Origin of the sequence: Williamsia sp. 1135 (genome assembly GCF_002095395.1) — a bacterium.
Classification (GTDB): Bacteria; Actinomycetota; Actinomycetes; order Mycobacteriales; family Mycobacteriaceae; genus Williamsia.
Genome location: NZ_MJEI01000102.1, coordinates 145243 through 169065 on the forward strand (window position 1 = coordinate 145243; position 23823 = coordinate 169065).

At 63.8% G+C, this 23823-nt stretch carries 18 protein-coding genes and 3 pseudogenes; 16 read left to right on the top strand and 5 right to left on the bottom strand.

Annotated features, from left to right (window positions below; all coding sequences use genetic code 11):
• The first annotated feature begins 87 nt into the window (after nt 1–87).
• The 6 genes from BFL43_RS21205 (at nt 88) to BFL43_RS21230 (ending at nt 5548) form a co-directional block, all read left to right on the top strand.
• A complete protein-coding gene (locus BFL43_RS21205) occupies nt 88–783 on the top strand; it encodes a type 1 glutamine amidotransferase domain-containing protein (RefSeq protein ID WP_084894460.1) in 696 nt (231 codons plus the stop codon).
• A 433-nt stretch (nt 784–1216) separates the two neighbouring features.
• Nucleotides 1217–1597 carry a helix-turn-helix domain-containing protein gene (locus BFL43_RS21210; RefSeq protein WP_084894463.1) on the top strand — a complete coding sequence of 127 codons (381 nt, stop codon included), beginning with the start codon at nt 1217–1219 and terminating at the stop codon, nt 1595–1597.
• Entirely contained in the window at nt 1588–2559 is a 972-nt protein-coding gene (locus BFL43_RS21215; RefSeq protein ID WP_084894465.1) for a helix-turn-helix domain-containing protein, read from the top strand. The genes BFL43_RS21210 and BFL43_RS21215 overlap by 10 nt, the downstream gene beginning before the upstream one ends.
• 25 nt (nt 2560–2584) lie before the next feature.
• On the top strand, nt 2585–3475 hold the full coding sequence (locus tag BFL43_RS21220; RefSeq protein WP_084894466.1) for a helix-turn-helix transcriptional regulator: 891 nt from the start codon (nt 2585–2587) through the stop codon (nt 3473–3475).
• Between the two features lie 27 nt (nt 3476–3502).
• The gene (locus tag BFL43_RS21225) at nt 3503–4522 is read left to right on the top strand and encodes an LLM class flavin-dependent oxidoreductase (protein ID WP_084894468.1); all 1020 of its coding nucleotides are present in this window, start codon (nt 3503–3505) and stop codon (nt 4520–4522) included.
• A 663-nt stretch (nt 4523–5185) separates the two neighbouring features.
• Complete coding sequence (locus BFL43_RS21230; protein WP_240498398.1) at nt 5186–5548, top strand: Lsr2 family protein; 363 nt, start codon at nt 5186–5188, stop codon at nt 5546–5548.
• 132 nt (nt 5549–5680) lie between these two features.
• On the opposite strand, the gene BFL43_RS21235 is transcribed toward BFL43_RS21230, so the two are convergent.
• The gene (locus BFL43_RS21235; protein ID WP_084894472.1) at nt 5681–10066 is read right to left on the bottom strand and encodes a non-ribosomal peptide synthetase; all 4386 of its coding nucleotides are present in this window, start codon (nt 10064–10066) and stop codon (nt 5681–5683) included.
• Nucleotides 10067–10237: 171 nt separating this feature from the next.
• Between BFL43_RS21235 and BFL43_RS21240 the strand changes: the two genes are divergently transcribed.
• Nucleotides 10238–10702 carry a hypothetical protein gene (locus BFL43_RS21240; protein WP_084894473.1) on the top strand — a complete coding sequence of 155 codons (465 nt, stop codon included), beginning with the start codon at nt 10238–10240 and terminating at the stop codon, nt 10700–10702.
• On the top strand, nt 10617–11663 hold the full coding sequence (locus tag BFL43_RS21245; RefSeq protein ID WP_084894475.1) for an ATP-binding protein: 1047 nt from the start codon (nt 10617–10619) through the stop codon (nt 11661–11663). The genes BFL43_RS21240 and BFL43_RS21245 overlap by 86 nt, the downstream gene beginning before the upstream one ends.
• Here BFL43_RS21245 and BFL43_RS21250 read toward each other — a convergent pair.
• Nucleotides 11660–12337 carry a response regulator transcription factor gene (locus BFL43_RS21250; protein WP_084894477.1) on the bottom strand — a complete coding sequence of 226 codons (678 nt, stop codon included), beginning with the start codon at nt 12335–12337 and terminating at the stop codon, nt 11660–11662. The genes BFL43_RS21245 and BFL43_RS21250 overlap by 4 nt on opposite strands.
• Nucleotides 12338–12431: 94 nt before the next feature.
• On the opposite strand from BFL43_RS21250, the gene BFL43_RS21255 reads away from it, so the two are divergent.
• From BFL43_RS21255 to BFL43_RS21265, 3 genes are all read left to right on the top strand, one after another.
• Entirely contained in the window at nt 12432–12863 is a 432-nt protein-coding gene (locus tag BFL43_RS21255; protein WP_143695451.1) for a DUF6153 family protein, read from the top strand.
• A 104-nt stretch (nt 12864–12967) separates the two neighbouring features.
• The gene (locus BFL43_RS21260) at nt 12968–13615 is read left to right on the top strand and encodes a DUF305 domain-containing protein (protein ID WP_084894481.1); all 648 of its coding nucleotides are present in this window, start codon (nt 12968–12970) and stop codon (nt 13613–13615) included.
• Between the two features lie 135 nt (nt 13616–13750).
• Nucleotides 13751–15814, top strand: a complete 2064-nt coding sequence (locus BFL43_RS21265; RefSeq protein ID WP_240498402.1) for a heavy metal translocating P-type ATPase — start codon at nt 13751–13753, stop codon at nt 15812–15814.
• On the opposite strand, the pseudogene BFL43_RS21270 reads toward BFL43_RS21265, so the two are convergent.
• Nucleotides 15815–17288, bottom strand: a pseudogene (locus BFL43_RS21270) (APC family permease).
• A gap of 445 nt (nt 17289–17733) precedes the next feature.
• On the opposite strand from BFL43_RS21270, the gene BFL43_RS21275 reads away from it, so the two are divergent.
• From BFL43_RS21275 to BFL43_RS21295, 5 genes and pseudogenes are all read left to right on the top strand, one after another.
• Complete coding sequence (locus tag BFL43_RS21275; RefSeq protein WP_143695452.1) at nt 17734–18450, top strand: hypothetical protein; 717 nt, start codon at nt 17734–17736, stop codon at nt 18448–18450.
• Entirely contained in the window at nt 18360–19070 is a 711-nt protein-coding gene (locus BFL43_RS21280) for a hypothetical protein (RefSeq protein WP_084894486.1), read from the top strand. The genes BFL43_RS21275 and BFL43_RS21280 overlap by 91 nt, the downstream gene beginning before the upstream one ends.
• Nucleotides 19070–20803: pseudogene (locus BFL43_RS21285) on the top strand (DUF3556 domain-containing protein). The gene BFL43_RS21280 and the pseudogene BFL43_RS21285 overlap by 1 nt, the downstream one beginning before the upstream one ends.
• 127 nt (nt 20804–20930) lie before the next feature.
• Entirely contained in the window at nt 20931–21122 is a 192-nt protein-coding gene (locus BFL43_RS21290) for a ferredoxin (protein ID WP_084894488.1), read from the top strand.
• A 119-nt stretch (nt 21123–21241) separates the two neighbouring features.
• Complete coding sequence (locus BFL43_RS21295) at nt 21242–22174, top strand: pyridoxamine 5'-phosphate oxidase family protein (protein ID WP_084894490.1); 933 nt, start codon at nt 21242–21244, stop codon at nt 22172–22174.
• 15 nt (nt 22175–22189) lie between these two features.
• Here BFL43_RS21295 and BFL43_RS29785 read toward each other — a convergent pair whose 3' ends face one another.
• Both BFL43_RS29785 and BFL43_RS29920 read right to left on the bottom strand, forming a co-directional pair.
• Nucleotides 22190–23230 carry a DUF1214 domain-containing protein gene (locus BFL43_RS29785; protein ID WP_276206116.1) on the bottom strand — a complete coding sequence of 347 codons (1041 nt, stop codon included), beginning with the start codon at nt 23228–23230 and terminating at the stop codon, nt 22190–22192.
• Nucleotides 23231–23283: 53 nt separating this feature from the next.
• A pseudogene (locus tag BFL43_RS29920) lies at nt 23284–23613 on the bottom strand (hypothetical protein); the annotation flags it as partial.
• Between the last annotated feature and the right edge of the window lie 210 nt (nt 23614–23823).

Genomic DNA, 23823 nt, shown 5'->3' on the forward strand with positions numbered 1-23823 from the left:
CGATGGTGCCATCGGGTACCCGCCAACGTCTTTCCATGTGCGGCGGACCGTAGAGTTCGCGCACGCGTGAAACCGAAGGAGTTAAAGATGGCGAAAATCTTGTTCGTGGTGACCGGGGCACGACATTGGACACTGGCCGACGGCTCGCAGCATCCGACAGGCTTCTGGGCCGAAGAGTTCGTCGCGCCCTATGAGGCGTTCACACAAGCAGGTCACGAGGTGGTGGTTGCCACGCCAGGAGGCGTGGTCCCGGTGGTGGATGAGGGCAGTTTGAGCCCTGATGTCAACGGCGGCCAGGAGAACGCCGACGCAATTGCGGAGAAGGTTCGGTCGAATTCCGCCTTGAAGCAAGCAATTCCACTGGACTCGGTGAGCCTCGACGACTACATCGCCGTCTTCTACCCTGGCGGCCACGGCCCCATGGAGGATCTCGCGGTCGACGCGACCTCGGGCGCGTTGCTGAACGACATCATCGATTCCGGTAAGCCTTTGGGTGTGGTGTGCCATGCACCCGCGGCGCTCCTGGCCGCAACGCGCACCGATGGATCCGCCACCTTCGCCGGATATCAGGTCACCGGATTCTCCAACGCCGAGGAAGCTCAGGCCGGTCTGGCCGACAAGGCGAAATGGCTGCTGCAAGACCGATTGGTGGAACTGGGCGTCGACTACCAGGAGGGTGAGCCGTGGGAGCCGAAGGTCGTCGTCGACCGCACTCTCTTCACCGGCCAGAATCCCGCGTCGTCGGCTCCGCTCGCCGAGAAGATCCTCTCCGCCCTGGCCTGAGACAGAGCGACCGTACGCAGATGGCCCCGACATCCGTCGGGGCCATCTTGCGCATACGGTGTCGACTTACCCGGTGGTCCACAGCGGCGGAAGGAACGGGACTCTCTTTCTCAAGATCCATGTGCACTTTTTGGCACGTGCGGAACGATATCGGACACGGAAATCGGACCACCCGGGGGTAAGGTTTGGCTAACCAATGTCTAATTTAGGCCGGTCGCGCCGGCCCAGACACCTCGCCGAAGCCTGCCGCGCAGTTCCGCAGGCTCCTGCACAAGTACGTCGCAGCATCACGGAGAGTGTCCGGACGCGAACATCAAATACTCTCGCCTACAACATTTCTGCGCACCATGTCTTCGTGGTGGGCAAACACCCGTTCGGCTGTCCCTTCCGTCGTTGACCACCGACCAACAGTCGTCTGTGGGATCATGAAGATGTGCGACCCGACACCCTGATGACGCTGGTGGCGACGTTCGCGCGCTCACATCTGACCGATCCGGAATTGGGCGCCCGCATGATCGCGGGCCACCTCGATGTCACGGTGGCGCAGATTCGGCAATTGTCGGTGGCCGCCCAGTTCGATCTCGATCAGTGGATTCTGGCCGAGCGTCTGAACCTGGCGCGCGTTGCCCTCGTCGCCCCGTCCGCGGCTGCGTGGGCCCCGGACCAGGCCCGCCGGTGGGGTTTCGATGACGCCACCCACTTCGCGGACCAGTTCAAATCCGCATATGGGCTGTCGCCCGGCGAGTTTCAGCAGATCACCGCCGCCGAGCAACCGGGGGCAGGCACCAGCACCAGGACACCACAATGGCACTAGTCTTCAGCACCGCGGACCTCGGACCTGCCCAGCGGGTCGAGGCCACCTGCACCGCCATGCACGAACAATCCGTGCCGTGCACCGTCGAACTGGAGAACCCGTCGGACGTACGGGCCCGTATGGACGTCTGGCTCTACGGCAACGCGAACATCTTTCGTGCCGAGATGAATGGATTTCGACTCGTCCGGACGGCCAAACAGATCGCCACCGCTCCGGCCGAGATGTTCGCCATCGCCGTCCACGAGAAATGCGCGGGTAGACGGGAACAATTCGGAGTCCAACGGACAGTGTCGGCCGATGAGCTGATGGTGATGGATCTCAACTCGCCCTACGACTACGCCCTGGAGGGTGTCGGCGCAGCACGCTGCCTCCATGTCCCGGTCGACGCACTAGGCCTGCCCCGGGAGGTGATCGAATCTGCCGCCGACCGGCTACCCGCGAGCCCTCTGTATTCCATGGCCGTCCATCACATCGCCGAACTCACAGACAACGCCGACGCCCTGTCGGCCGACGTCGGTGCGGACGCCGTCGGCGAGGCCAGCATCGAACTCACCCGTGCACTGATCGCCTCCGCATACGGTATCGACTACGCCCGCAGTGCCATGGCTGAAATGTTGCTGCCCCGCATCCGTTCCTACGTCAAACAGCACTTGGGCGACCCCGGACTGTCCATCGAGTCCATTGCCTTTGCCCACGACATCTCCCAGCGACACCTCTTCAAGCTCTGTGCGGCAGCCGGGTTCAGTCTCGAGCAGTGGATAATCAGTGAGCGGCTGACCCTTGCCCGTGAGGACCTTTCCCGGGCGGCCCTGCGCGGGGTGTCCGTGACGACCATCGCCCGGCGTTGGGGATTCACCAACACGTCGCACTTCATCCGCCGATTCCGGATGATGTACGGGCTGTCCCCCGGCGCGTGGCGAGAACTCAGCAGTGAACGCGCGTTCGAGGCCGACGAGCAATGATCGAAAGAGCAGAGGTGGTTCCGACATGACTGTCGCCGACCACGTCGCCGTCGCTGTGACCCGTCCCGATTCGACCAGCACATCCGTCGATCATTGGCGAATGGGACGCGACACCGAGCTCATGCGGTTCCGTTACGGGGGTGTCGCGGCCGCGACCCGACGACGCCTTGCGGCCGACCCCTCCACTCGGCTGATCACGGTGGCCGCCCTGACTCCCGGCGACTGGAGCCTGACGCGCGACCACCGGCCCGTCCACATCTCCCCCGACCGCCCCACGCTGGTGGTCATAGACCAATTCAGTCCCTTCGACTTCCGCGGTCACGGCGACGGATCCGCGATCGCGGTGCACACTCGCCATGCCCGCCTCACCTTGTCGATCGAAACCATCGACAGCGCCCTCGACCATGTGCACCCTGAACTACCGCTGTACCCGCTCGCACTCGCTCACGTGCAACAACTCGGCGTCATCGCGGCCAGCGCACCCGAGATCCTTCCCGAGCTCAACTCCACCACCATCGCGCTCGTCCGCTCGCTACTCCTGAGCGCTGCCGGAGCCGCAGGACTCGCCGCATCCACGAAGAGCATCGTGACGTCGATCGAACGACACATCGAGGAGCACCTCGACGACCTGACCCTGAAGGCCGACACGATCGCCGCGGCACACAACATCTCCGCCCGTCAGCTCTACAACCTCTGGCCGGAGTCGAATGGCTCCCTGGCCGGTTACATCACCGCACAGCGGCTCGACCGGGCCCGCAAGACGCTGCGGACCCACCCCCATCTCACTGTCGCCGCCGTCGCGAGGCGCCACGGTTTCTCGGATCCCACCCACTTCACCCGCCGGTTCCGTAGTGCATTCGGCATCACACCCTCCGATTGGCGCCGTCGCGCTGCCTTCGCAGCTTCGCGGAATTAAACGGACCGTGGTTTCATTTATAGTGTCATGAAGAACATCGGATTCCTCTCCTTCGGACACTGGTCGGACTCGCCCGGCTCGCAGACCCGGTCGGCGGGCGACACCCTGCTGCAGTCGATAGACCTCGCAGTCGCAGCCGAGGAACTCGGCGCCGACGGCGCGTACTTCCGTGTGCACCATTTCGCCCGGCAGCTCGCCTCACCCTTCCCGCTCCTCGCGGCAGTGGGCGCGAAGACCCACCGCATCGAGATCGGCACCGGCGTGATCGACATGCGCTACGAGAACCCGATGTACATGGCGGAAGACGCCGGGTCCGCCGACCTCATCTCAGAAGGTCGACTGCAACTGGGCATCAGCAGGGGATCGCCCGAACAGGTGATCAACGGATATCAGTATTTCGGCTATGTGCCGAATGCCGAGACGACGGACGCCGACATGGCCCGTGAACACACTGGCGTCTTCTTGAAGGTCATCGAGAACGCCAAGTTCGCCCAGCCCAACCCGTCACCGATGTTCCCGAATCCGCCGGGCGCACTGGGCATCGAGCCGCAGGCTCCAGGCCTACGCGATCGGATCTGGTGGGGCGCGGGTAGTCGCGCCACCGCCGAGTGGACCGCTCAGCAGGGCATGAACCTGATGAGCTCGACATTGTTGACAGAAGACACCGGGGTCCCGTTCCATCAGCTGCAGGCCGAGCAGATCTCGCTGTTCCGCGACGCCTGGACAGCAGCGGGGCACGATCGAGAACCACGAGTATCTGTGAGCCGCAGCATCTTCGCACTCACCGACGACCGCGACCGCGCCTACTTCGGACGTGGCGGTGACGACGCCGATCAGGTGGGCGTCATCGACGGCGGCATCGCCAGATTCGGCCGGAGCTACGCCGACGAGCCTGATCGGCTCATCGAGCAACTCCGGGAAGACGAGGCCATCGCCGCCGCGGACACGCTGCTGCTGACCGTTCCCAATCAGCTCGGTGTCGAATACAACGCACACGTGATCGAATCGATTCTCACGCACGTCGCGCCCGCGCTCGGCTGGCGCTGACCCCATAGCGCTCCACGCCACGCGGCCTGCCGATCCAGCGGGTGCCGAGGAGTTCGTTCGGCGACGTTACGGTGAGCCGCCGCATACCCGGCGAGCAATTGTCTCCACCTTCGTGGACTCGCCCAAAAACTAACCCCTGCAGAAAGGCCTTCACGGGAGATCTTCGCCGTCAGCGGGGTCTTGGACAGGTCCTCGTGCGCGCTTATCTCGAAAGAGACAAGGTGAGTAAATGACTTGTTCCGTGGCCTTTCTTCCAGGCATCTCGCCTGCGCCTCCCCTCTGCACTCACACTGAGCTCAACGATCATGTCCGGTGCGGCGGCGACACGGCGTGAGCAACGACTCATCTCGGTCATCGCGGTCGCTTCCGAGTCCGCAGATGTCGCAATTTGACGATCGGGAACAATCTTGATCGCGGCATCAGCAAACATCGAGTGCTCAATGCCATCTCGTAACTTGAGTCCGCACAACATTTTTGAGATTCAGCATCGTTGCAGAAGATTTCACACTGTTGCGGATTGCTCTCATGAACACTTATCCAGACAAGCGGTTTAATCTGCCGATACCCGGTCAGTCGACCGAACGTAGTACAGATCAACGCTCCGACCCGCTATTGTTGACAAAGAACCAGACACCCGCTAATCCCAAAGGACGTGCAGCCGACGTGGCAACAGTTACTCGATTCGAATTCGTCGACGACATCGACGGCAAACCCCTCGACGTAGACGATGTCAATGTAGTGCAGTGGGCCTGGCTGGGTGTGGAGTACGAATTCGAGACCAGCACTGCCAATCTCGATCGTATCGAGAACGGCCGCCTGCCCGTCTCGACCTTGCTCGCGAAGTCGCGCCGCACCGGTGGACGTAAGAAGTCCCCATCACATAGTTCCGCATCCAAGCCGGCCGCCACTGCCGGATCCGCCGATACCAAAGCGATCCGCGAGTGGGCCCAGCAAAACGGGTACGAGGTGTCCGACCGCGGTCGGATCCCCGCCGGTATCGTCGAAGCCTTCACCAGCGCGCACTGACTCAACCGCCTGAAACAAAGGCGCCGCTGGGACCAGCCGGCCGGTTCGATTCTCTGACCAGAGAGTGGAGCCGGTCGGCTTTTGTATGCGCAGATTGCGCTTTCACAGGCACCATCAGGTGGCGCAGCGAGTTCAGCTGAGTGCGCCCGGGTAGCGACGCACATCGGCGAACCAGCTGTGCACCATCGAGATCAGGGTGGACTCCTCCCACATCGACACCGGGTAGAGGACGTCGACGTAGCCGTCCTCACCTTCGGTGACGGCTACGTGCATGTCGCATTTCGCAATGGCCGGGGGCCGAGGGGTGACAACGAGTCCACCGCGGATCGCCCGGTCAACCAATGTGGTTGTCGGTGTGCCGTTCTCGACGGTCAGCATCACCTGGAAGAGCGGATGCGCGGAGTTCGGCGGCCCCATCTCGCGGGCCACGTCGACAAACGGGACATCGGCATTCGACATCGCACGCATCTCGGCAGATGCCACCGCCGCAAGGTGTGCGCTGACATCGCCGTGGTCTGCCTGGCACACGACGGGAACGGTGTTGACGAACATGCCGACGACATCGTCGAAGCGATGGTCGATGCGCCCGGATGTCAGTGCACCTATGGTCACCACGTCGGCGCCCGCACGCCGACAGAGCAGTCGGGCCAGCGACGCCCGGAGCACCGTCGTGGTCGACACCGCGTGAACGGCTGCAACCGAACGAATGGACGGCCACAGGTCGTCGAACCAGATTCGGACGCGGGTGCCATCAGGGTCCCAGGTGGCAGGCCTCGGCCGGTCACTCGGCATCGAGAAGGGGCCCGATATCGACACCAACTCCGACCTCCAGAACTCCACTTGTCTGTGGTGCAGCGAGTCCGGGTCGGCGACGTCACCGAGGCGGCGGTTGGCCCAACTCGTGTAGTCGAGATAGTTGACGGCGCCGGCGTCACGATGCGGCGGTTCGGAATGCGCAATGGACTCGGAGTACGCAGCCGCCAGATCCCGCGCGATGATGCCAAGGGACCAGCCGTCGACGAAGAGATGATGGGCGCACACCGCGATCGTGGTCGTTCCCGCCAATACACACATACCGAGTCGTATCGGATGGTCGATTGCAGGATCTATTGCGACATCGAGGAATCCGGCCACTGCGGAATCCGGGTCGGTCAGGGGAACGACGATGTCCGCACTGTCGGCCGGGTCGATGACCACCCCACCGTCGACGTAGCGACTCCGCAACATCACGTGACGGCAGATGACCGTGGACGCGGCCCGATTCAGCACGCGGAGGTCGAGTTCCGCCGCAATCTGGACGGTGAACGGGATCAGGGCGCCGGCGACCGGACCGTCGAGGTCGACGTTGCGCTGCGCCGGTGCGAGTACGTGCGGGCCGGGGTGTTCGTCGCTCCGCAGAGTCGACAACTCTGCGGAGGGTGCACCGAGCCGAAGTGCCAGTGCTGCCGGAGTCCGGTACTCGAACACATCACGCACCGTCAACGAGGCACCGGTATCGGAGTTCAGTTGAGCGACAAGTCCGGTCGCGGACAGCGAATCCCCACCGAGCTCGAAGAAGTCGTCGTCGGCGCCGACGGGCACTGCACCGGTGGCGGTTACGAAGGCGGCGACGACACTTCGTTCTCCGTCGTCGCCGGCAGCCCGGAAAGGAGTCGAGGCAAGGTACGAAGGGGCCGGAAGCGCCGTCCGATCGACCTTGCCCGCCGGCGTCAACGGGATCTCGTCGACGAACGTGATCGATGTAGGAACCATGTATGGCGGCAGTTCGGCTTCCAGGCTCTCGCGCAGGGCGTTACCGGTAGGCGGCTGGGACATCGCCGCGACGTAGGAGGCGAGCACGGTTGACCGACGATGCAGAACGGCAACCGTGATCGCAGCCTTCACCCCTGCCTGGGCACGCAGGACGGCATCGACCTCGGCCGGTTCGACGCGATTGCCTCTGATCTTGACCTGGTGGTCGGTCCGCCCGAGAAAGTCCAACGACCCGTCCGCCCGCCATGCGGCCCGATCACCCGTCCGGTACATACGTGCGCCCGTACCGGTGGGGTCGGCCACGAAGTTCGCGGCGGTGAGCCCGGGCCGGTCGAGGTAGCCACGCGCCACGGCGGGCCCGCTCACGTAGAGGTCACCACCCACTGCCGGTAGCACCGGACGCAGATCTCGATCCAGGATCTGGACCCGCACCCCGGACATCGGGTGGCCGATCGGCAACGGCAGAGGCGAGATCGCCTCAGGCACCACCGGATCGGTCATGGTCACGCTGCACGTGGTCTCGGTGGGTCCGTATGCGCAGCGCACAGTCGCGTGTTGTGCATACCGCGCGATCATCTCTGGAGGGCAGACATCGCCGCCGACGACGATGTGCGTCACGGTGGGGATGTCGGCCGGATCGAGAGTCGCGAGGACCCCCGGGGTGATCAGCACATGGGAGACCGAGTGATCGGTGAGATACTTCGCCAGATCGGGGCCGCCGACGATCGTGTCCGGGACGATGACCAATGCGGCACCAGATATCGCTGCGCACAGCACTTCGACCACAGCGGTGTCGAACGCCGGTGAAGCGATATGTGCCACAACAGAGTTCGGCGAGAGAGCGTACCTCTGACAGATCTCGGCCGCCAGCGCACTGAGCCCGGCGTCGGTGACGACAACACCTTTGGGTGTGCCGGTGGAGCCGGAGGTGAAGATGACATACGCCGCGCGGTGCGCAGACGGTGTGCCCTCGCGAGCCGGCCCACCGACGCGCACGTCGTGTTCTCCGCCTGGTCCGAGCTGGAGTGTTTCCGACTCCAGAAGGAGGTCCGGACGGGTTGCGGAGCTGCAGAGCACGATCGTCGCGGCGCTCTCCATCAGCACGAATTCCTGGCGAGCACGCGGATAACGAGGATCGATGGGCACGTAGCAGGCCCCGACCGCGGCCACCGCGTGAAAGGCGATGACTTCGGCGATGCTTCGAGAGAGCATCACGGCGACCCGGTCCTCAGGTCCGATGGTGCGCGCCCGCAGGGTGTTCGCCAAGAGCTCGACCGCGTTCGCGAGGTCGGCGTGGCTCATGACCGTATCCGAATCGACCACTGCAGGACGGGCGGACTGACGATGCGTCGCAAGTAGTTCGGACAAGGCCCGGTGCGGAGGCGGCGCCGATCCCTCGCGACGCTGATCCACCACGACCCCGATTCTCCCGATCGGTGTGTCTGCCGGTGACGCGCACATCTGCCCCAGGAGCTCGATCAGGTTGTCGCGGTGCTGTACCACCGACGAAGGATCGTGGCAGAGCGGGTTGGCCTCGAAGTCGATTGTCGGGGAACCACCGTCCCCACTGGGGTAGATGTTCACGTTCAGGTCAGAGACCGGACCGGTGGACAGGACGTGGTAGGTGGCAGTGAGCTCCCCACCGAGATCTACCAGGTCTTGATCAGGAAAGATGTTGAGAACCGGGCCCGCATATGCCATTCCGGTGATGACAGAGCCGCGGTCGCGGAGCATCTGTTCATATCGATACGTCTGATGCCGGAGCGCACCGGTCACGGCGCTGGACACCGCTGCCACCAGATCCGACAGCGTCATCGAGTCTCGCACCTCGAGCACCAGCGGAACCAGATTCGACATCGTTCCCGCGCTGCGCCGTTGGGTGCCGGTGACCCGCGCTGCGACCGGCATCATCATCGCCACCACCGACCTCCCCGATGCCCGGGCAAGGTAGAGGGTCAAGGCAGCCACGATGATGCCGGTCCTGTTGTGGAGCGGCCGCTCGGAGGCCTTGGACAGTGCGGTCGCCAGCTCCGGCGAGAGGGGTCCGGTGGCGCGGATGGGGTCGACCGAGGGTGGTGCCGATCGGCGGGACAACGTCACCGGCGCCGGCAACGATCCGAGCACTCCGGCCCAATACTCTCGATCGCGTTCGAAACGCGGTGACGCACGATAGGTCGACTCGTACTCGGCAAGAGCCAGGTGGTAATCGATTGGGGTGCAATCATTGTGGGAGTCATCACCCGAATTCGATTCTTGCGCAACGCGTGCCTGATAACTGCGGGCAATACGGGTGAGCAGGACGTACGCACCGTATCCGTCGAGCACGATGTGGTGAGCACGCGAGAACAAGAACCAGCGGTGATCGGACACCCGCAACAATGTGTTCCGGATCAGGTTGTCCGAATCGAGTGGCAGTGGAGCGCGGCACCACTCGTCCATGGCCGCGTGCGCTGTCGCCACCGGGTCGCCGGTGGTCCGCAGGTCGATCTCCTCGAAAGGAGCCTGCCCGACATCGGCCTCCAGAACCAGAATCGGCCGCGCTTGGCGGACAGCGATCCGGCTGATCGTCGAGCCCAACGCTCGACCTGCCGATTCGGTCGCCGCACGCACCGCTTCAGTGTCGAGAGGGCCTGAGATGTCGATGTATTGGGCGATGGCGATCGGGGTGTCGCCGAGTGCTTGCTGGGCGTACCACAAAGCAACCTGGGCAGCGCTGAGCGGCGCCGATCGATTGTCTCCGCCTACCGAGCCACCCGCCCCGACCATGTGCCCCCTCACCAACGCCCCGTGCGTCAACGTACGCCGTGTGAGCCCGGAAATGACGAGCTTTCACCGTTGCCCATGGTGCCAACACGTCGCTGAGTGGACGCTGAGTCCGCAGCGCGGCGATCTGCCCGACCCTGCTGTTCGAGCAGACGCCGGCACTAGTGTGGTGCGATGAACGCTCAACCCGGGCAGCCCGGAAAGCACGTGGGCGGGTGGGCCTGGCTGCGAAAACAGACTGCCGGTGTGCGCCGACGCCTGGTTCTCGTGGCGACGGCGCTCGTGGCGCTCGCACTGGCGATCGGCGCTGCGGCGATGCTGTTGATCCTGCGTCAGGCGCTGCTGGGGGCCGCAGACCGGGCCACCGTGGCCAAAGCGGAAGAGGTCGTCGCGGCGTTGCAGAACAGTTCGATCGACAACGTGGACCGATCACTGATGGCGACATCCGACGTGGTCGACCTCATCCAGATCGTCGACTCGAACGGACGGGTGATACTGACCAGCAAGGCCTCCGGTGTAGGGTCCGCGCTTCAGACATCCATTCCCGAACCGGGTGCGCAGCGGACCTTCGGAGACATCAGGCTCGACGGCGGCACACACCGAATACCGCGGGGTCGCGATCGGCACCTCGACCGCTGACGGCAACGCCGCTGTCGAGGTGGCGACCTCGGAGGGACGAGCCCGGGAGGTGGTGCTGTTCGTGTTCGTCCTTCTGTGTGCGTTCTTTCCGTTCGTCCTGGCTCTCGTGGTGTGGCTGGTGCACGTCCTCGTCGGCCGAACGCTCAAACCGGTCGAGGAGATCAGGAGTGAGGTGTCGCAGATCTCGACAACAGACCTCAGTGCTCGAATCACGGTGAGCGAGTCCGGCGACGAGATCGCCGCATTGGCGGACACCATGAATTCGATGCTCGATCGCCTCGAGGACAGCTACTCTCGGCAACTGCAATTCGTCGGTGATGCCTCGCACGAGCTCCGAAGCCCACTGGTGACGCTGGTCGGCATCGTCGATCTCGCGATCAAGACCGGCCAACCCATCGACGTCGCGACCGCCGACCAGATCCTCAAACCCGAAGTCACCCGCCTACGCGATCTGATCACCGACCTGTTGCTACTGGCAAGTGCTGATGAGCGTGGCCTGCGCCTGACCACCGTGGACGTCGACCTCGACGACCTCGTCGACGAAGAAGTCCGCAGAAGCGAACTGAGTCATGACATCTCGATCGAGGCGACCATCGTTCCGACACGCATGGTCGGCGACCCACAACGGCTGTCATCGATGATCCGCAACATCCTCGACAACGCGATCCGGTACTCATCGGAGCGCGTCTCGGTTCGGATGTCTGTTGACGACGCCCGCCGAACCGTGCGGGTGGAGGTTTCCGACGACGGCCCCGGCATCGCCGACGATGCCAAAGACCACGTCTTCGACCGGTTTGTTCGTCTCGATCCCGAGCGCGACAGACGTGGCGGCGGCACCGGCTTGGGCCTCGCGATCGTCTCGGTAATCGTTCGTGCCCATCACGGGAACGTGCGCGCGCTCGATTCCGAGTTCGGCGGTACCACCATCAGGATCGAGCTCCCCCTGGACGTGGCCGACTAGCCGCCGTCGTCGCGTAGTCGGTAACCCACGCCTCGTAGCGTCTCGATTGTCTTGCGGCCGAACGGGACGTCGATGCGCTTGCGTAGATAGCCGATGTAAACCTCCACCACATTGTCGTCCCCGTGGTAGTTGACATCCCACACCGAACCCATGATCTCCGCCTTCGACACCGGGGTCCCTTTGTGGCGCAACAAATACTCCAGCACCGCGAACTCTCTGGGCGTCACGTCGATTGTTTCTGAGCCGCGCATCACCACGTGTGCGGCCGGATCCAAAGAGAGATCTCCGGAGGTCAGAACAGCCGGTCGTTCCGGCGATCCCCGTCGCAGCAGTGCTCGCAACCGCGCGTTGAGCACCACGAACGAAAAGGGTTTGATCAGATAGTCGTCGGCTCCCAGATCGAACGCATCGGCCTGATCGTAATCGCCGTCTTTCGCCGTCAGCATCAGGACCGGTGTCCACACACCGGACGCGCGAAGAGCGCGAATGACTTCATAGCCGTTCATCTTTGGCAACATGATGTCGAGTACGACGATGTCGTAGCCGCCCGTCTGCGCCCGGTGCAGGCCATCCTCGCCGTTGTCCGCGGTATCCACTGCCCACCCGTCGACCTGCAGACGCCGCCGGATCGTCTCGGCACCGTTGATGTCGTCCTCCACGACCAGCACCTTCATGCGCCCACCGTACCCATTTCCGATCGACTCAGCGTCGCTTCACTGCCGCATACCTACTGGGGGTATGCTCGAACCTCGAGGAGGTGGCACCAGCGTGAGCAGAACATCGGCAAGACTGACCAGAACGAGCGCAGCGCTCTTCGTCGTGCTCGGAGTCCTGCTGCTGCATTCGCTACCGATGACCCATTCGCCCGGCGGCCACGGCACCGGCCCGGGGCTTGACTCCCCCGCAGTTGCCGAACATCGACACGGCGGAACACCGACCGCGATGAGTCACCCGGCTGTTCCCGTGACAGCCCTGGCGACGATGTCTTCTGCAACCGATCACACCCCCGGCATGGCCATGGGCATGTGCATGGCCGTGGTGACGATCGTGGCGACACTGCTGCTGATCCGACATCTCGCACCGGACAGCGATCAGAACGACGCCGCCCGGTCGCGACCCACACGGATGCGGCGACATCAGTCCCGCGCACCCCCGTGGGCCGGGCCTTCCCTCGAGAAGTTGTCGATTCTGCGGATCTGACAGGCGATCACCCGACCAGGTGATTCGCCACACCAGTCATGCCCCGCGGATCAAGTGTCCGCGGAGCACTCGCAGTTCCACAACACTTTTCGAGGAGATAGATCATGCGTACTTCACGATCGACCCGGTCCACACTGGCGGCGTCCACTCTCGCAGTCGCCGCCGTCCTCGCCGTCGCAGGGTGCAGTGACGACGAGGGACACGACATGGATTCGATGTCCATGTCCGGTCACTCGATGACAAGCTCGGCCACGGCGTCCACATCCACACAGACTTCGGCGCAGTTCAATTCCGCCGATGTCACGTTCGCGACCGATATGTACCCGCATCACGCCCAGGCCGTGGACATGGCCGAGCTGGTCCCTGATCGCAGTACCAACCCGAAGATCATCAGCCTGGCCCGCGCGATCAAAACCGCCCAGGGTCCGGAGATGGAGCAGTTGGCGCAGTGGCTGCAGGCCTGGGGCCAACCCGCTCCCTCGTCGTCGACGACCGACGACATGGGCGGTATGGACCACAGCGGTATGAGCGGAATGATGTCCGACCAGGACATGGCGGATCTGAAGTCGAAATCCGGCTCCGAGTTCGACCAGGCTTGGCTGACCATGATGATCGACCATCACGAGGGTGCCGTCGAGATGGCCGGGGCCGAGGTTGCCGAAGGGGCCAACGCCGAGGCAAAGACAATGGCACAGAACATCATCACCAGCCAGCAGGCCGAAATCGGGACCATGAGGACACTGCAGAAGTAACACCGACACCGCGCGACGGCCAGGAATCGCAGACCCGCGGTTCCTGGCCGCTTCGTGTGCGCCCACACCTGCTCGACAGATACCCCTATGGGGTATACATTGACAATCATGAGTACGCACAGCCAGCACCACACGATGCACGACGAGACCGTGAGCGGCACGTCCCCGCACGACCACATGGGACACGGCGATTCTGCGGGGCACGCTGATCATGTGGGCCAGTTCCGGCGACTGTTCTGGATCATGCTGGTGCTGGCCATTCCGGTTACCGTCGCCTCGAACATGTTCGCGATGATCGTCGGATACGAACTCCCCGACGTCCCGGGTCTCGTGTGGGTCTCCCCGGTGCTCGGCACCGTCATGTACGCCTGGGGCGGACGACCCTTCCTGGTCGGCGCGGTCGGTGAAATACGTTCCCGCGCACCAGGCATGATGCTACTCATCGCTCTGGCCATCACCGTGGCGTTCGTTGCGTCTTGGGGCGCGAGCCTGGATCTGCTCGATCACGGACTCGACTTCTGGTGGGAACTGGCCCTGTTGATCGTCATCATGCTGCTGGGGCACTGGATCGAGATGCGTTCGCTCGCCCAGACCACGTCGGCACTGGACTCACTGGCCGCGCTCCTCCCCGACGAAGCGGAACGCGTCGACGGTGAGCGGATCACCGTCGTCGCGCCGGCGGAACTGCTTGTGGGCGACATCGTGATCGTCCGTCCCGGCGCCAACGTGCCCGCAGATGGGGTCATCGTCGACGGTGCCGCCGAGATGGACGAGTCGATGGTCACCGGCGAATCGCGGACCGTCCGCCGGAGGGTCGGCGATCCGGTTGTCGCCGGAACCGTGGCCACCGATTCCGGCCTCCGGGTTCGGGTCACCGCCATCGGTGACGACACGACGTTGGCAGGCATTCGACGTCTGGTCACCGATGCCCAGAACTCGTCGTCACGGGCACAGCGACTCGCCGACACGGCCGCTGCCTGGCTGTTCTGGTTCGCCTTGACGGCTGCGGTGATCACCGCGATCGTCTGGACCGCGCTCGGATCACCCGACGACGCGGTGGTCCGCACGATCACGGTGCTCGTGATCGCTTGCCCTCACGCCCTGGGTCTGGCCATTCCGCTCGTCGTCGCGATCGCCACCGAGCGCGCCGCCCGGGGCGGTGTCCTGATCAAGGACCGGCTGGCGCTGGAGTCGATGCGCACCGTCGACGCGGTGCTCTTCGACAAGACCGGCACCCTGACCAAGGGTGAACCGGCCGTCACCGCCGTCGAACCTGCCTCGGGTTACAGCAGCGACACCGTGCTCGCGATGGCCGCGGCCGCTGAGGGCGACAGCGAACATCCCCTGGCCAGGGCCATCGTGAACGCCGCCACCCAGCGGGGACTCGCGGTGCCGGCGGCCACGGAGTTCGCATCGTCACCTGCAGTCGGTGTCAGTGCCACCGTCGGGCGCCATCGGGTGCAGGTCGGAGGCCCCCGGCTCCTCGACGAGACACATCAGGCCGAGCTCACCGTCGCCGACACCTGGCGGCAGGACGGCGCGATCATCCTGCACGTCCTGCAGGACGGCGAGGTGATAGGTGCCCTCGGACTGGCTGATGAGGTCCGGGCGGAGTCGCGGGAAGCCATCGATGCATTGCACGCGTTGAACATTCAGGTCGTGATGATCACCGGCGACGCCGAGGCCGTCGCACACACCGTCGCCACCGACCTCGGGATCGACCGGGTGTTCGCAGGGGTACGACCCGAGGACAAAGCAGCGAAAGTTCAGGAGCTGCAACGGGAAGGACGAAAAGTCGCCATGGTCGGTGACGGTGTCAACGACGCGCCGGCACTCGCCCAGGCCGACGTCGGGATAGCAATCGGCGCCGGAACCGATGTCGCCGTTGCCGCCGCCGGTGTCATCTTGGCCGGTGACGATCCCCGGTCCGTACTCTCGGTCATTGAACTGTCCAAGGCGAGCTACCGCAAGATGAAGCAAAACCTCTGGTGGGCAGCGGGTTACAACCTGATCTCGGTACCGCTGGCCGCAGGAGTACTGGCGCCCATCGGGTTTGTGCTGCCCATGTCTGTCGGCGCGATCCTGATGTCGGCATCCACCGTTGTCGTCGCGCTCAATGCGCAGCTACTGCGGCGCCTCGACCTGCGACCAGAGGCAGCCATCACCAGGCGGTCGGGCCGGAAAGCCGGTGAGAATTGATCAGTCGACCGGCTCAGGGTCGAGATGTACCGCGTCTCCGCCCGACGGTTCCGTTTCAAAGACCTCCCGGTTGAAGATCATCATTTTCACGAAATAGAGCCCGCCTGCCAGAACCAGCCCGAGCACTATCGCGACCGGGACACGAGCTTCCTCGGGTGTCACGAGAACGAAGATCGCTACTGCCACCCAGATCAACGCCACGACAGCGACCGGCACTTCAGCGCGCCCGAGGCTGAATCCACCTTCCTTGACCTCTAGTCGTTTCCTCACCCACCAGGTACAAGATCACGATCCCGCCGTAGATGATGGCCGGCAGAACGGTACCCCCGACCAGTAACTCGATCAGGGCATCACCGGGAAGCGCGAGCATGAGCACGACGCCGATCAGTAGGACGAGGATCGTCGCGGAAACCGGGGTCTGCGTGCGAGGATTCACTTTCCGCAGCAACTTGTGAGCCGGAAAGCGCCCATCTCGAGCCATGGCAAACGCCTGCCGCGAGCACGCAGCCATCACCACCATCCCGCCCCCGAAGATCGCAAACACGATGACCGCCAGCAGGATCCGCTCCGCCACCGGTCCGAGTTGATCTCGGATGATGGCCGCGACCGGCGAACTGTCGGCGCTCACCTTCTCCACATCTTCGATCGCGACGGTCAGTGCGATCAGGAACACCAGTCCGGCAATTGCGGCGGCGAGGACCGAACCGACGATCGCGCGCGGGACACTGCGGAACGGGTCTTTGGCCTCCTCGGCGAGATTGGCCGCCGAGTCGAATCCAACCAGCGTGGTCATCCCCATCAACATGCCGGCCATCAAACCGCCACCGATCGCGAAGTAGTTGGCCTCACCCTCTGTGACCCCACGCGAGGTCAGATTGCCGACATCGCCGCTGCTGGTGAAGACCACCACCGCCGCCAACGCGAGCACCAAGATGACAACGATCCCGATCTCTGCCGCCACCACACCCGATGTGATCAAGCCGAGCAGTCGCGTCGAGGCGATCACCATCACCACCTGGATGATCATGACCACCACCGTGATGATCCGGGCGGTGTCCTCGTTCGCATCCATCCCGACCAGCGGCATGAACGCCTGACTCGCCAGCGCGCTGTCCATCGCCACGACTGCGGTGGCCAGGTACCAGAAGGTGAGCCATCCGAACAGCCACCCGACCTTGGGATTGGCCAGCCGGGAGGCCCACTGGTACGAGGACCCGCTCAACGCGATCCGGGCGGCGAACTGGGCCACCACCAGCGCGACCAACGTCTGCCCGATCGCGGCGATCACCCACAGCCAGATTCCGACCGGGCCGGCAGTGGTCAACACCTGCCCGTACGTGGCGAAAACGCCCACCGCCACCGAGATGAACGCGAACGAGATCGCGAAAACCTGGAAACCTCCGAGGGTTCGCTTCAGCTCGGTGGCGGGGCCGCCGGCTTGCGGCGCATTGTTCGAAGTCGGGTCGTCAGCCAGGGACTGTGCCACCTTGGGACCTCACCTTGTGTTGTGGAGGGCATCCCGCGCCAGGCGGTCGGAACGTAGACCAAAGGCTAACCCGACTTACGCTCCCAGATCAGACGAAGCGTCGTTTTGGCGATGCTCGATGTGGTCTTTGGTCCGCACGACAGCACGTCATCGGAAGTCGCGCCGATTCGGCCACGTCCCGCGTCACAAATGGAATAGCATCCAGACACATGTCTGGAAATGCTCGCGGTGGGCCGTATTCCACACTCGCGCCGACGACACCGGTGATCGTCGGGGTCGGTCAGTGGACGCGACGCCCCGAAGGGACCAGCCCAGCGCCGGAGCCTGCGGCGATGATGGCCGAGTCGCTACGACGGGCCGCAGACGACACCGGCGGCGATCAGGCGCGGGTTCTTCGTGAGGCCACCGGGTTGTGGACCGTGGAAACTGCGAGTTGGCGCTATCGGAACGCACCGATGACAGTTGCGGAGTTCCTGGGGATCGCGCCGCCACGCCATCTCTCGTCACCTCCGCAACCGGAGGTGAGCAACCGCAGGCTCTCGTCAATCGAGCAGCCCTGTCCATCGCGGCGGGCGACCACGACATCGTCCTCATCACCGGTGGTGAGACCTTCCGCTCGATGCGGTCTGCGGGTTCGACAGGCGTCGGACTGCCGTGGACCGAGCAATCCGACTCGGTTCCTGCCGCCGAGACTGAGCCGGACCCTCATGCTGACGCCTCCCACCCCTGCGAACTCGCCGTCGGCGCCGTGCTGCCGACCGACTACTACCCACTGTTCGAGAATGCGTTACGCGGCGCGAGCGGAAGGACGATCGCCGAGCACCAGTCCACACTCGGCGCGCTGTGGCACAACTTTTCGTCAGTGGCACAGTCAAATCCCCACGCCTGGAACCCGATCGACGCGAGCGCCCACCAGATCGCGACCGTGGGTGTCGACAACCGCATGATCAGCTTTCCGTACACAAAGCTGCTCAATTCGAACATCTGGGTCGATATGGCCGCGGCCATCGTTCTCTGTTCCGTTGACAAGGCGCGAAGTCTGGGCATACCGGCCGACAGGTGGGTCTTTCCCATCGCTCGGCGCAGAGCCACGACCATTGGTTCGTCACCGAGCGCGACGAACTCCATCGGTCGGACGCGATCGAACTGAACGGCCGATCTGCACTGAACGCGGCGGGGATCGACATCGACGACGTTGTCTACCTCGATCTGTACTCCTGCTTTCCGTCCGCCGTGCAGGTCGCAGTCAATGCACTCGGACTCCCGCTCCTCGACCCCGACCGGCCGCTCACCGTCACCGGTGGCCTCACATTCGGCGGAGGGCCCGGGAACAACTACGGCACGCACGCACTCGCGACGATGACCGAGACGCTGCGCAAGGACCCGGGTGCTGTGGGCATGGTGACCTCGAACGGCATGTTTCTCACGAAGCACGCCGTCGCCCTGTACTCGACGACGCCACCCCGCGACGAGTTCAGGGTGACCTCTCCCCAACTTGCCGTCAATGCACGTCCGCGCCGCGTTCCGACCGAACACTATAGCGGCACAGTTCAATTGGAGACCTTCACCGTTCGACACGATCAACAGGGCCTTCCGGAGCGGGCGATCATCGTCGGGCGCACCGGCGACGGGGCACGGACGTGGAGTCGCTCATCGGACCAAGGCCTGATGGCCGCACTCGAAACCGAGGACCTGCTCGGCCATTCCATGCGAATGGCCGATGGCCACGTGGAGGAGATCAGCGCGGTGTCACGAGAGGGGTTGTTCTGATGGGTTTCCTCAAACCCGATCTGCCGGTCGTCGACCTGGCCGAATGGAGTAAAGGAACTCGGGCGGAAAAGATCCGTCCGATGGCGAAACACTGGGCCGAGATAGGTTTTGGTACACCGGTGGTGCTCCATCTGTTCTACGTGGTCAAGATCGTTCTGTACGTCCTGGTGGGCTGGCTCCTCGTACTCACCACCGACGGGATCGACGGTTTCACCAACGTCGGCGCCTGGTGGACCGAGCCGATCGTCTTCCAGAAGATAGTGCTGTACACAATGCTCTTCGAGGTCGTCGGACTCGGATGCGGCTTCGGACCTCTCAACAATCGCTTCTTCCCACCACTCGGATCCATCCTGTACTGGTTGCGTCCCAGCACCATTCGGCAGCCGCCGTGGCCCACGCGAGTTCCGTTGACGGCCGGTGACACCCGCACCCCCGTGGACGTGGTGCTCTACGCGGCGCTCCTGGTGATGATCACGATCGCGCTGTTCTCGAACGGCACCGGCCCGATACCAGCGCTCGACAGCGCAGTCGGCACGCTGCCCATGTGGCTGATCGCGGTCATCGTCGTCATCTTGGTGCTGGTCGGCCTACGCGACAAGACCATCTTCCTGGCCGCTCGCGGCGAGGTCTACGCGACACTGACAGTGACATTCCTGTTCAGTGGCGTCGACATGATCGTCGCGGCCAAGCTCGTCTTCCTGGTGATCTGGATCGGGGCGGCAACGTCAAAACTCAACAAGCACTTTCCTTTTGTGATGGCGACGATGATGTCGAACAGTCCGGTCATCAGAACGCGCCGCCTCAAACGGAAGTTCTTCGAACACTTTCCCGACGATCTGAGGCCCGGCAGACTCGCGCGTATTTTCGCCCACGTGTCCACCGCGATCGAGATGCTCGTTCCTCTGCTTCTGTTCTTCTCGGGCGGCGGATGGCTGACGGCGGTGGCAGGCGACCATCATGATCTGCTTTCACCTGGGGATCCTCACGGCCATACCGATGGGAGTTCCGCTGGAATGGAACGTCTTCATGATCTTTGGGGTGATCACCCTGTTCATCGGCCATGCCGAGACAGGCCTGTCCGATGTCGACAACCCTGTGCCGGTGGCAATCCTGTTCGTCGTCGTCGCCGGTATCGTCGTCCTGGGAAACCTGTTCCCGATCAAGGTCTCGTTCCTCTTCGGCATGCGGTACTACGCGGGCAACTGGGACACCACGCTCTGGTGCGTCAAACCTTCTGCGTCCCAGAAGATCGAAGACGGATCATCTCCATCGCCGCGATGCCTGCCGCACAGTTGGAGCGCGTGTACGGCAAGGAAGGCGCGCAGATACCGCTGTATCTGGGGTACGCGTTCCGTGCGATGAACACTCACGGCCGCGCCCTGTTCACTCTCGCTCATCGCGCCATGGCCGGCCATCCCGAGGAGAGTTACGTGCTCACCGACGGTGAACGAATCTGCAGCATGGCCATGGGCTGGAACTTCGGCGATGGACACCTGAGCAACGAACAACTCATCGAAGCTCTGCAAGAGCGTTGCCACTTCGAACCCGGGGAGGTCCGGATCGTGTTGCTGGACGCCCAGCCCATCCACAAATCGACTCAGGCCTACCGGTTGGTCGATGCAGCGACCGGCGAGTTCGAACGCGGCTCGGTGCAGGTGGCCGACATGGTGACGCGCCAGCCGTGGGACGACACGGTGCCGATCCGAGTCGACAGCGGGCAATCTGTGCGTTGATCCCGGGACTGCCCTGGCAGTTTTGCTTGATCTCTCGACACCCACGTACCGGGGGCCGCTAAGCTGTGCGAGTGCACAGCAATTCTGGTGAACCCCAGAATCCAGCAACGGCCGGACGAACACACCCATGAAGATCAAGGCCGACTTTGACCTCTGCGAGTCCAACGGCGTCTGCGTGGGCATGGCTCCAGATGTGTTCGATCTCGACGATGACGACTACCTGGTCGTCCTGCAATCCGACGTTCCGGACGATCGGCGCGAGGAAATGCGGCTCGTGGTCACCAGCTGCCCGAAGTCGGCGCTGACGATCGAGGACTGAGCGCCACCCAGGTCCGCCAGAGCGTCATACACGCCGTCACGGTGGGCCCAGATGGTGTTCGGGTGTACTAATGCTCAGGGAAGCACCTTCCACTTGGTATTCGGATCTGAGAGGCCACCATGAGCACCCTCGCCCATCGACCCGAAGCCGGCGGATTTCACGAGGGCGAACTGGCGGTGCAACGTCGCGCCGGGGTCAGCGCGCAGGCGGCCCGACTCGAGGGCATGCTCGATCCCGGGGAACTCAGTGGCGGTCTCGCCCAGTTCCTCAGCGTACGAACATTCGCCGCCATCACCGCCCGCGACGCCGCAGGCACTCTCTGGACTTCACCGTTGGCCGGCGCGCCCGGTTTCCTCGCGGCCCTGACGCCGACGACTCTGACCATCGCCGGCTCCCCCGCCCCCGGCGACCCGTTGCATCAGCTCGCACCCGAGCAACCCGTCGGCCTCTTGGTCATCGACTTCGCGACCCGGCGGCGGATCCGCATCAACGGAACCCTGACCCGCGCAACGGAAAGTGGTCTTTCCATCACCGTCGAACAGGCCTACGGCAACTGCCCCAAGTACATTGCGCATCGGGATCTGAGAATCACGAGCGGTCCCCTCAGCAACGCGGACGCTCGCCACGGTCGGAGCCCGGGCTCCGCCGACCGTGACCTGATCCGCACCGCGGACACGTTGCTTCTGGGCAGCACCCACCCGACGCGCGGCATCGACACCTCGCACCGCGGCGGACCGTCAGGCTTCGTGCGTCTCGACGACCTCGACCAGCTGTGGTGGCCCGACTACCCCGGCAACAACATGTTCAACACGCTGGGAACCTTCGAGGTCGATCCTGCGGCCGCACTGCTGTTCGTCGACTTCGCCACCGGCCGGGCCTTGCACATCAGCGGCAACGCCCGCACCGAATGGTCGGCGCAGGCGGGTATACCCGGCGACGATGGGCATACCGGCCGACGAACCGTGGTCAGCATCGACCACGTGGTGAGCCGGGCCACCGAGCTGCGCGCCGGGCCGGCCGAATCTTACCCACGCAACCCACCGATCAGCTGAGTCCGGCGATCGTCGCTACTGCACTTCTTCGACTTCACCAGGTTGCCACGACTTGTCGAACCATGACTCGAGGGGTCCGTAGATCCGCAGTATGGGAAACCAGCTTTTCCCGGGAACGGTCTGCACCCAGTTGTTCTCGCGCCCTTCCGGCGCCGCTGGGCCGAACCAGAGCACGATCGACCCGTCGGTTTCGGGTGTGACGGTGCCGCTCAGACTCATCACGCTCGGGTGCGGGTTGTCGGTACACAGCAGGGACCGCGTCTGGGTGTCGTAGATGTCCAGCGACCAAAAGTTTTTTGCAGGTGGGTTGGGCGGCAGCACGAGACGATAGGTGTTGGCGCCGTTCAATATCTGGCCACGGGCGTCCTGAGCTGTGTACGTGTACGCCGATCCTGCTCCGACCTGTGCATGCGCCATTGCAGGAGTGATGACCGTTGCTACGTAGTGGAACAGGGTTCGCGCATCGAGGAGCCTGGCATCATCCTTGATGAACTCGTAACTGCCACCGACGAATCCGTCCTTCCACGAGCCTTCCGCGAAGGTGAAGTTGTCCCGATTGCGAGGGAAGTAGACAAGCGCACGACTCATACCGGCGGCGGTGCGGGCGGCGGAATCGAGAATGGCGCGCAGCCGTTCGTCCGGTGCGAAGGTCTGCCCGTGGACGATGCCGATCGCTGCGAGTTGTCCTGCACGCTCTGGATCCAACGAGCCGGGCGGCTCCTCTTGGACGAGCTCGTCGATTTCCTCGAAGAAGCTGAAGTCATTGGAATGCACGGTGTTGAAGACTTGTTCGGCGATGTTCACGTAGACGAGATCCGGTGGGCTCAGCGCATCAGAGAGACGATAGACGCGTGCTTGTCTGATCGCCTCGACACCAGCGAGGGCCCTGAGGACGACCCAGATGGTGAACGTGTCACTGCGATGGGTGTAGTAGCCATCAGGTTCGTCGCCGTCGTATCCCGGCGGTAGGAACAGGTACTTTCCACCCTCCCCTTTGTCCTGACCGGCCAACCCCATGTCCGCGATGTAGCGGAACCAGAGTTGTCGACGACGCACAGCGACTTGGTGGGTGGTTCGATGACAACCGGGCCGTCGCGAAGGTCGATGAACATGACGCCGTACGCCGTCGATGTGTTCGGGGTCAGAAAAAACGATCCCGAGTTCGCTCTCGGGTCGGTGATCCCGAGGACACTGAGGCCATCGATTCCGACGCTGCGAAAACCGCGACGCATCGCGACGAGTGATGCGCCGGGAACGGTGTTGAGGAACACGTCGACGCCGCGGAAATAGTCCAAGCCGTCATACAGGGTGCGGGTGGTCTCGGGCGTTGGCACCCCGTCGAAGAATTCGTAGGTTCCCAGCGGTGTCTCGACACGATCGGGCACACCGATCGTCGTGAGCGCCGACCGCAGGTCGGGCGTGTCCACAGATTCATCCATCGTTGTCCTGCCTCGTTGGCGGCACGGGAACCGCAAGGTCGAGCATGTGTCACCCGTGAGCCGGCCGCGTCATCTCGAACGAATGAGATCGGTCCGGCACGGAGAGGGTCCGAGGGAACGTCGTCGAGGATGTCGAGAATGTCGCGTCGGACACCCATCCGATCCCGTGGGCGGCTCCGAATGGTTTGAGCACCCTTTGGTAACTGGACT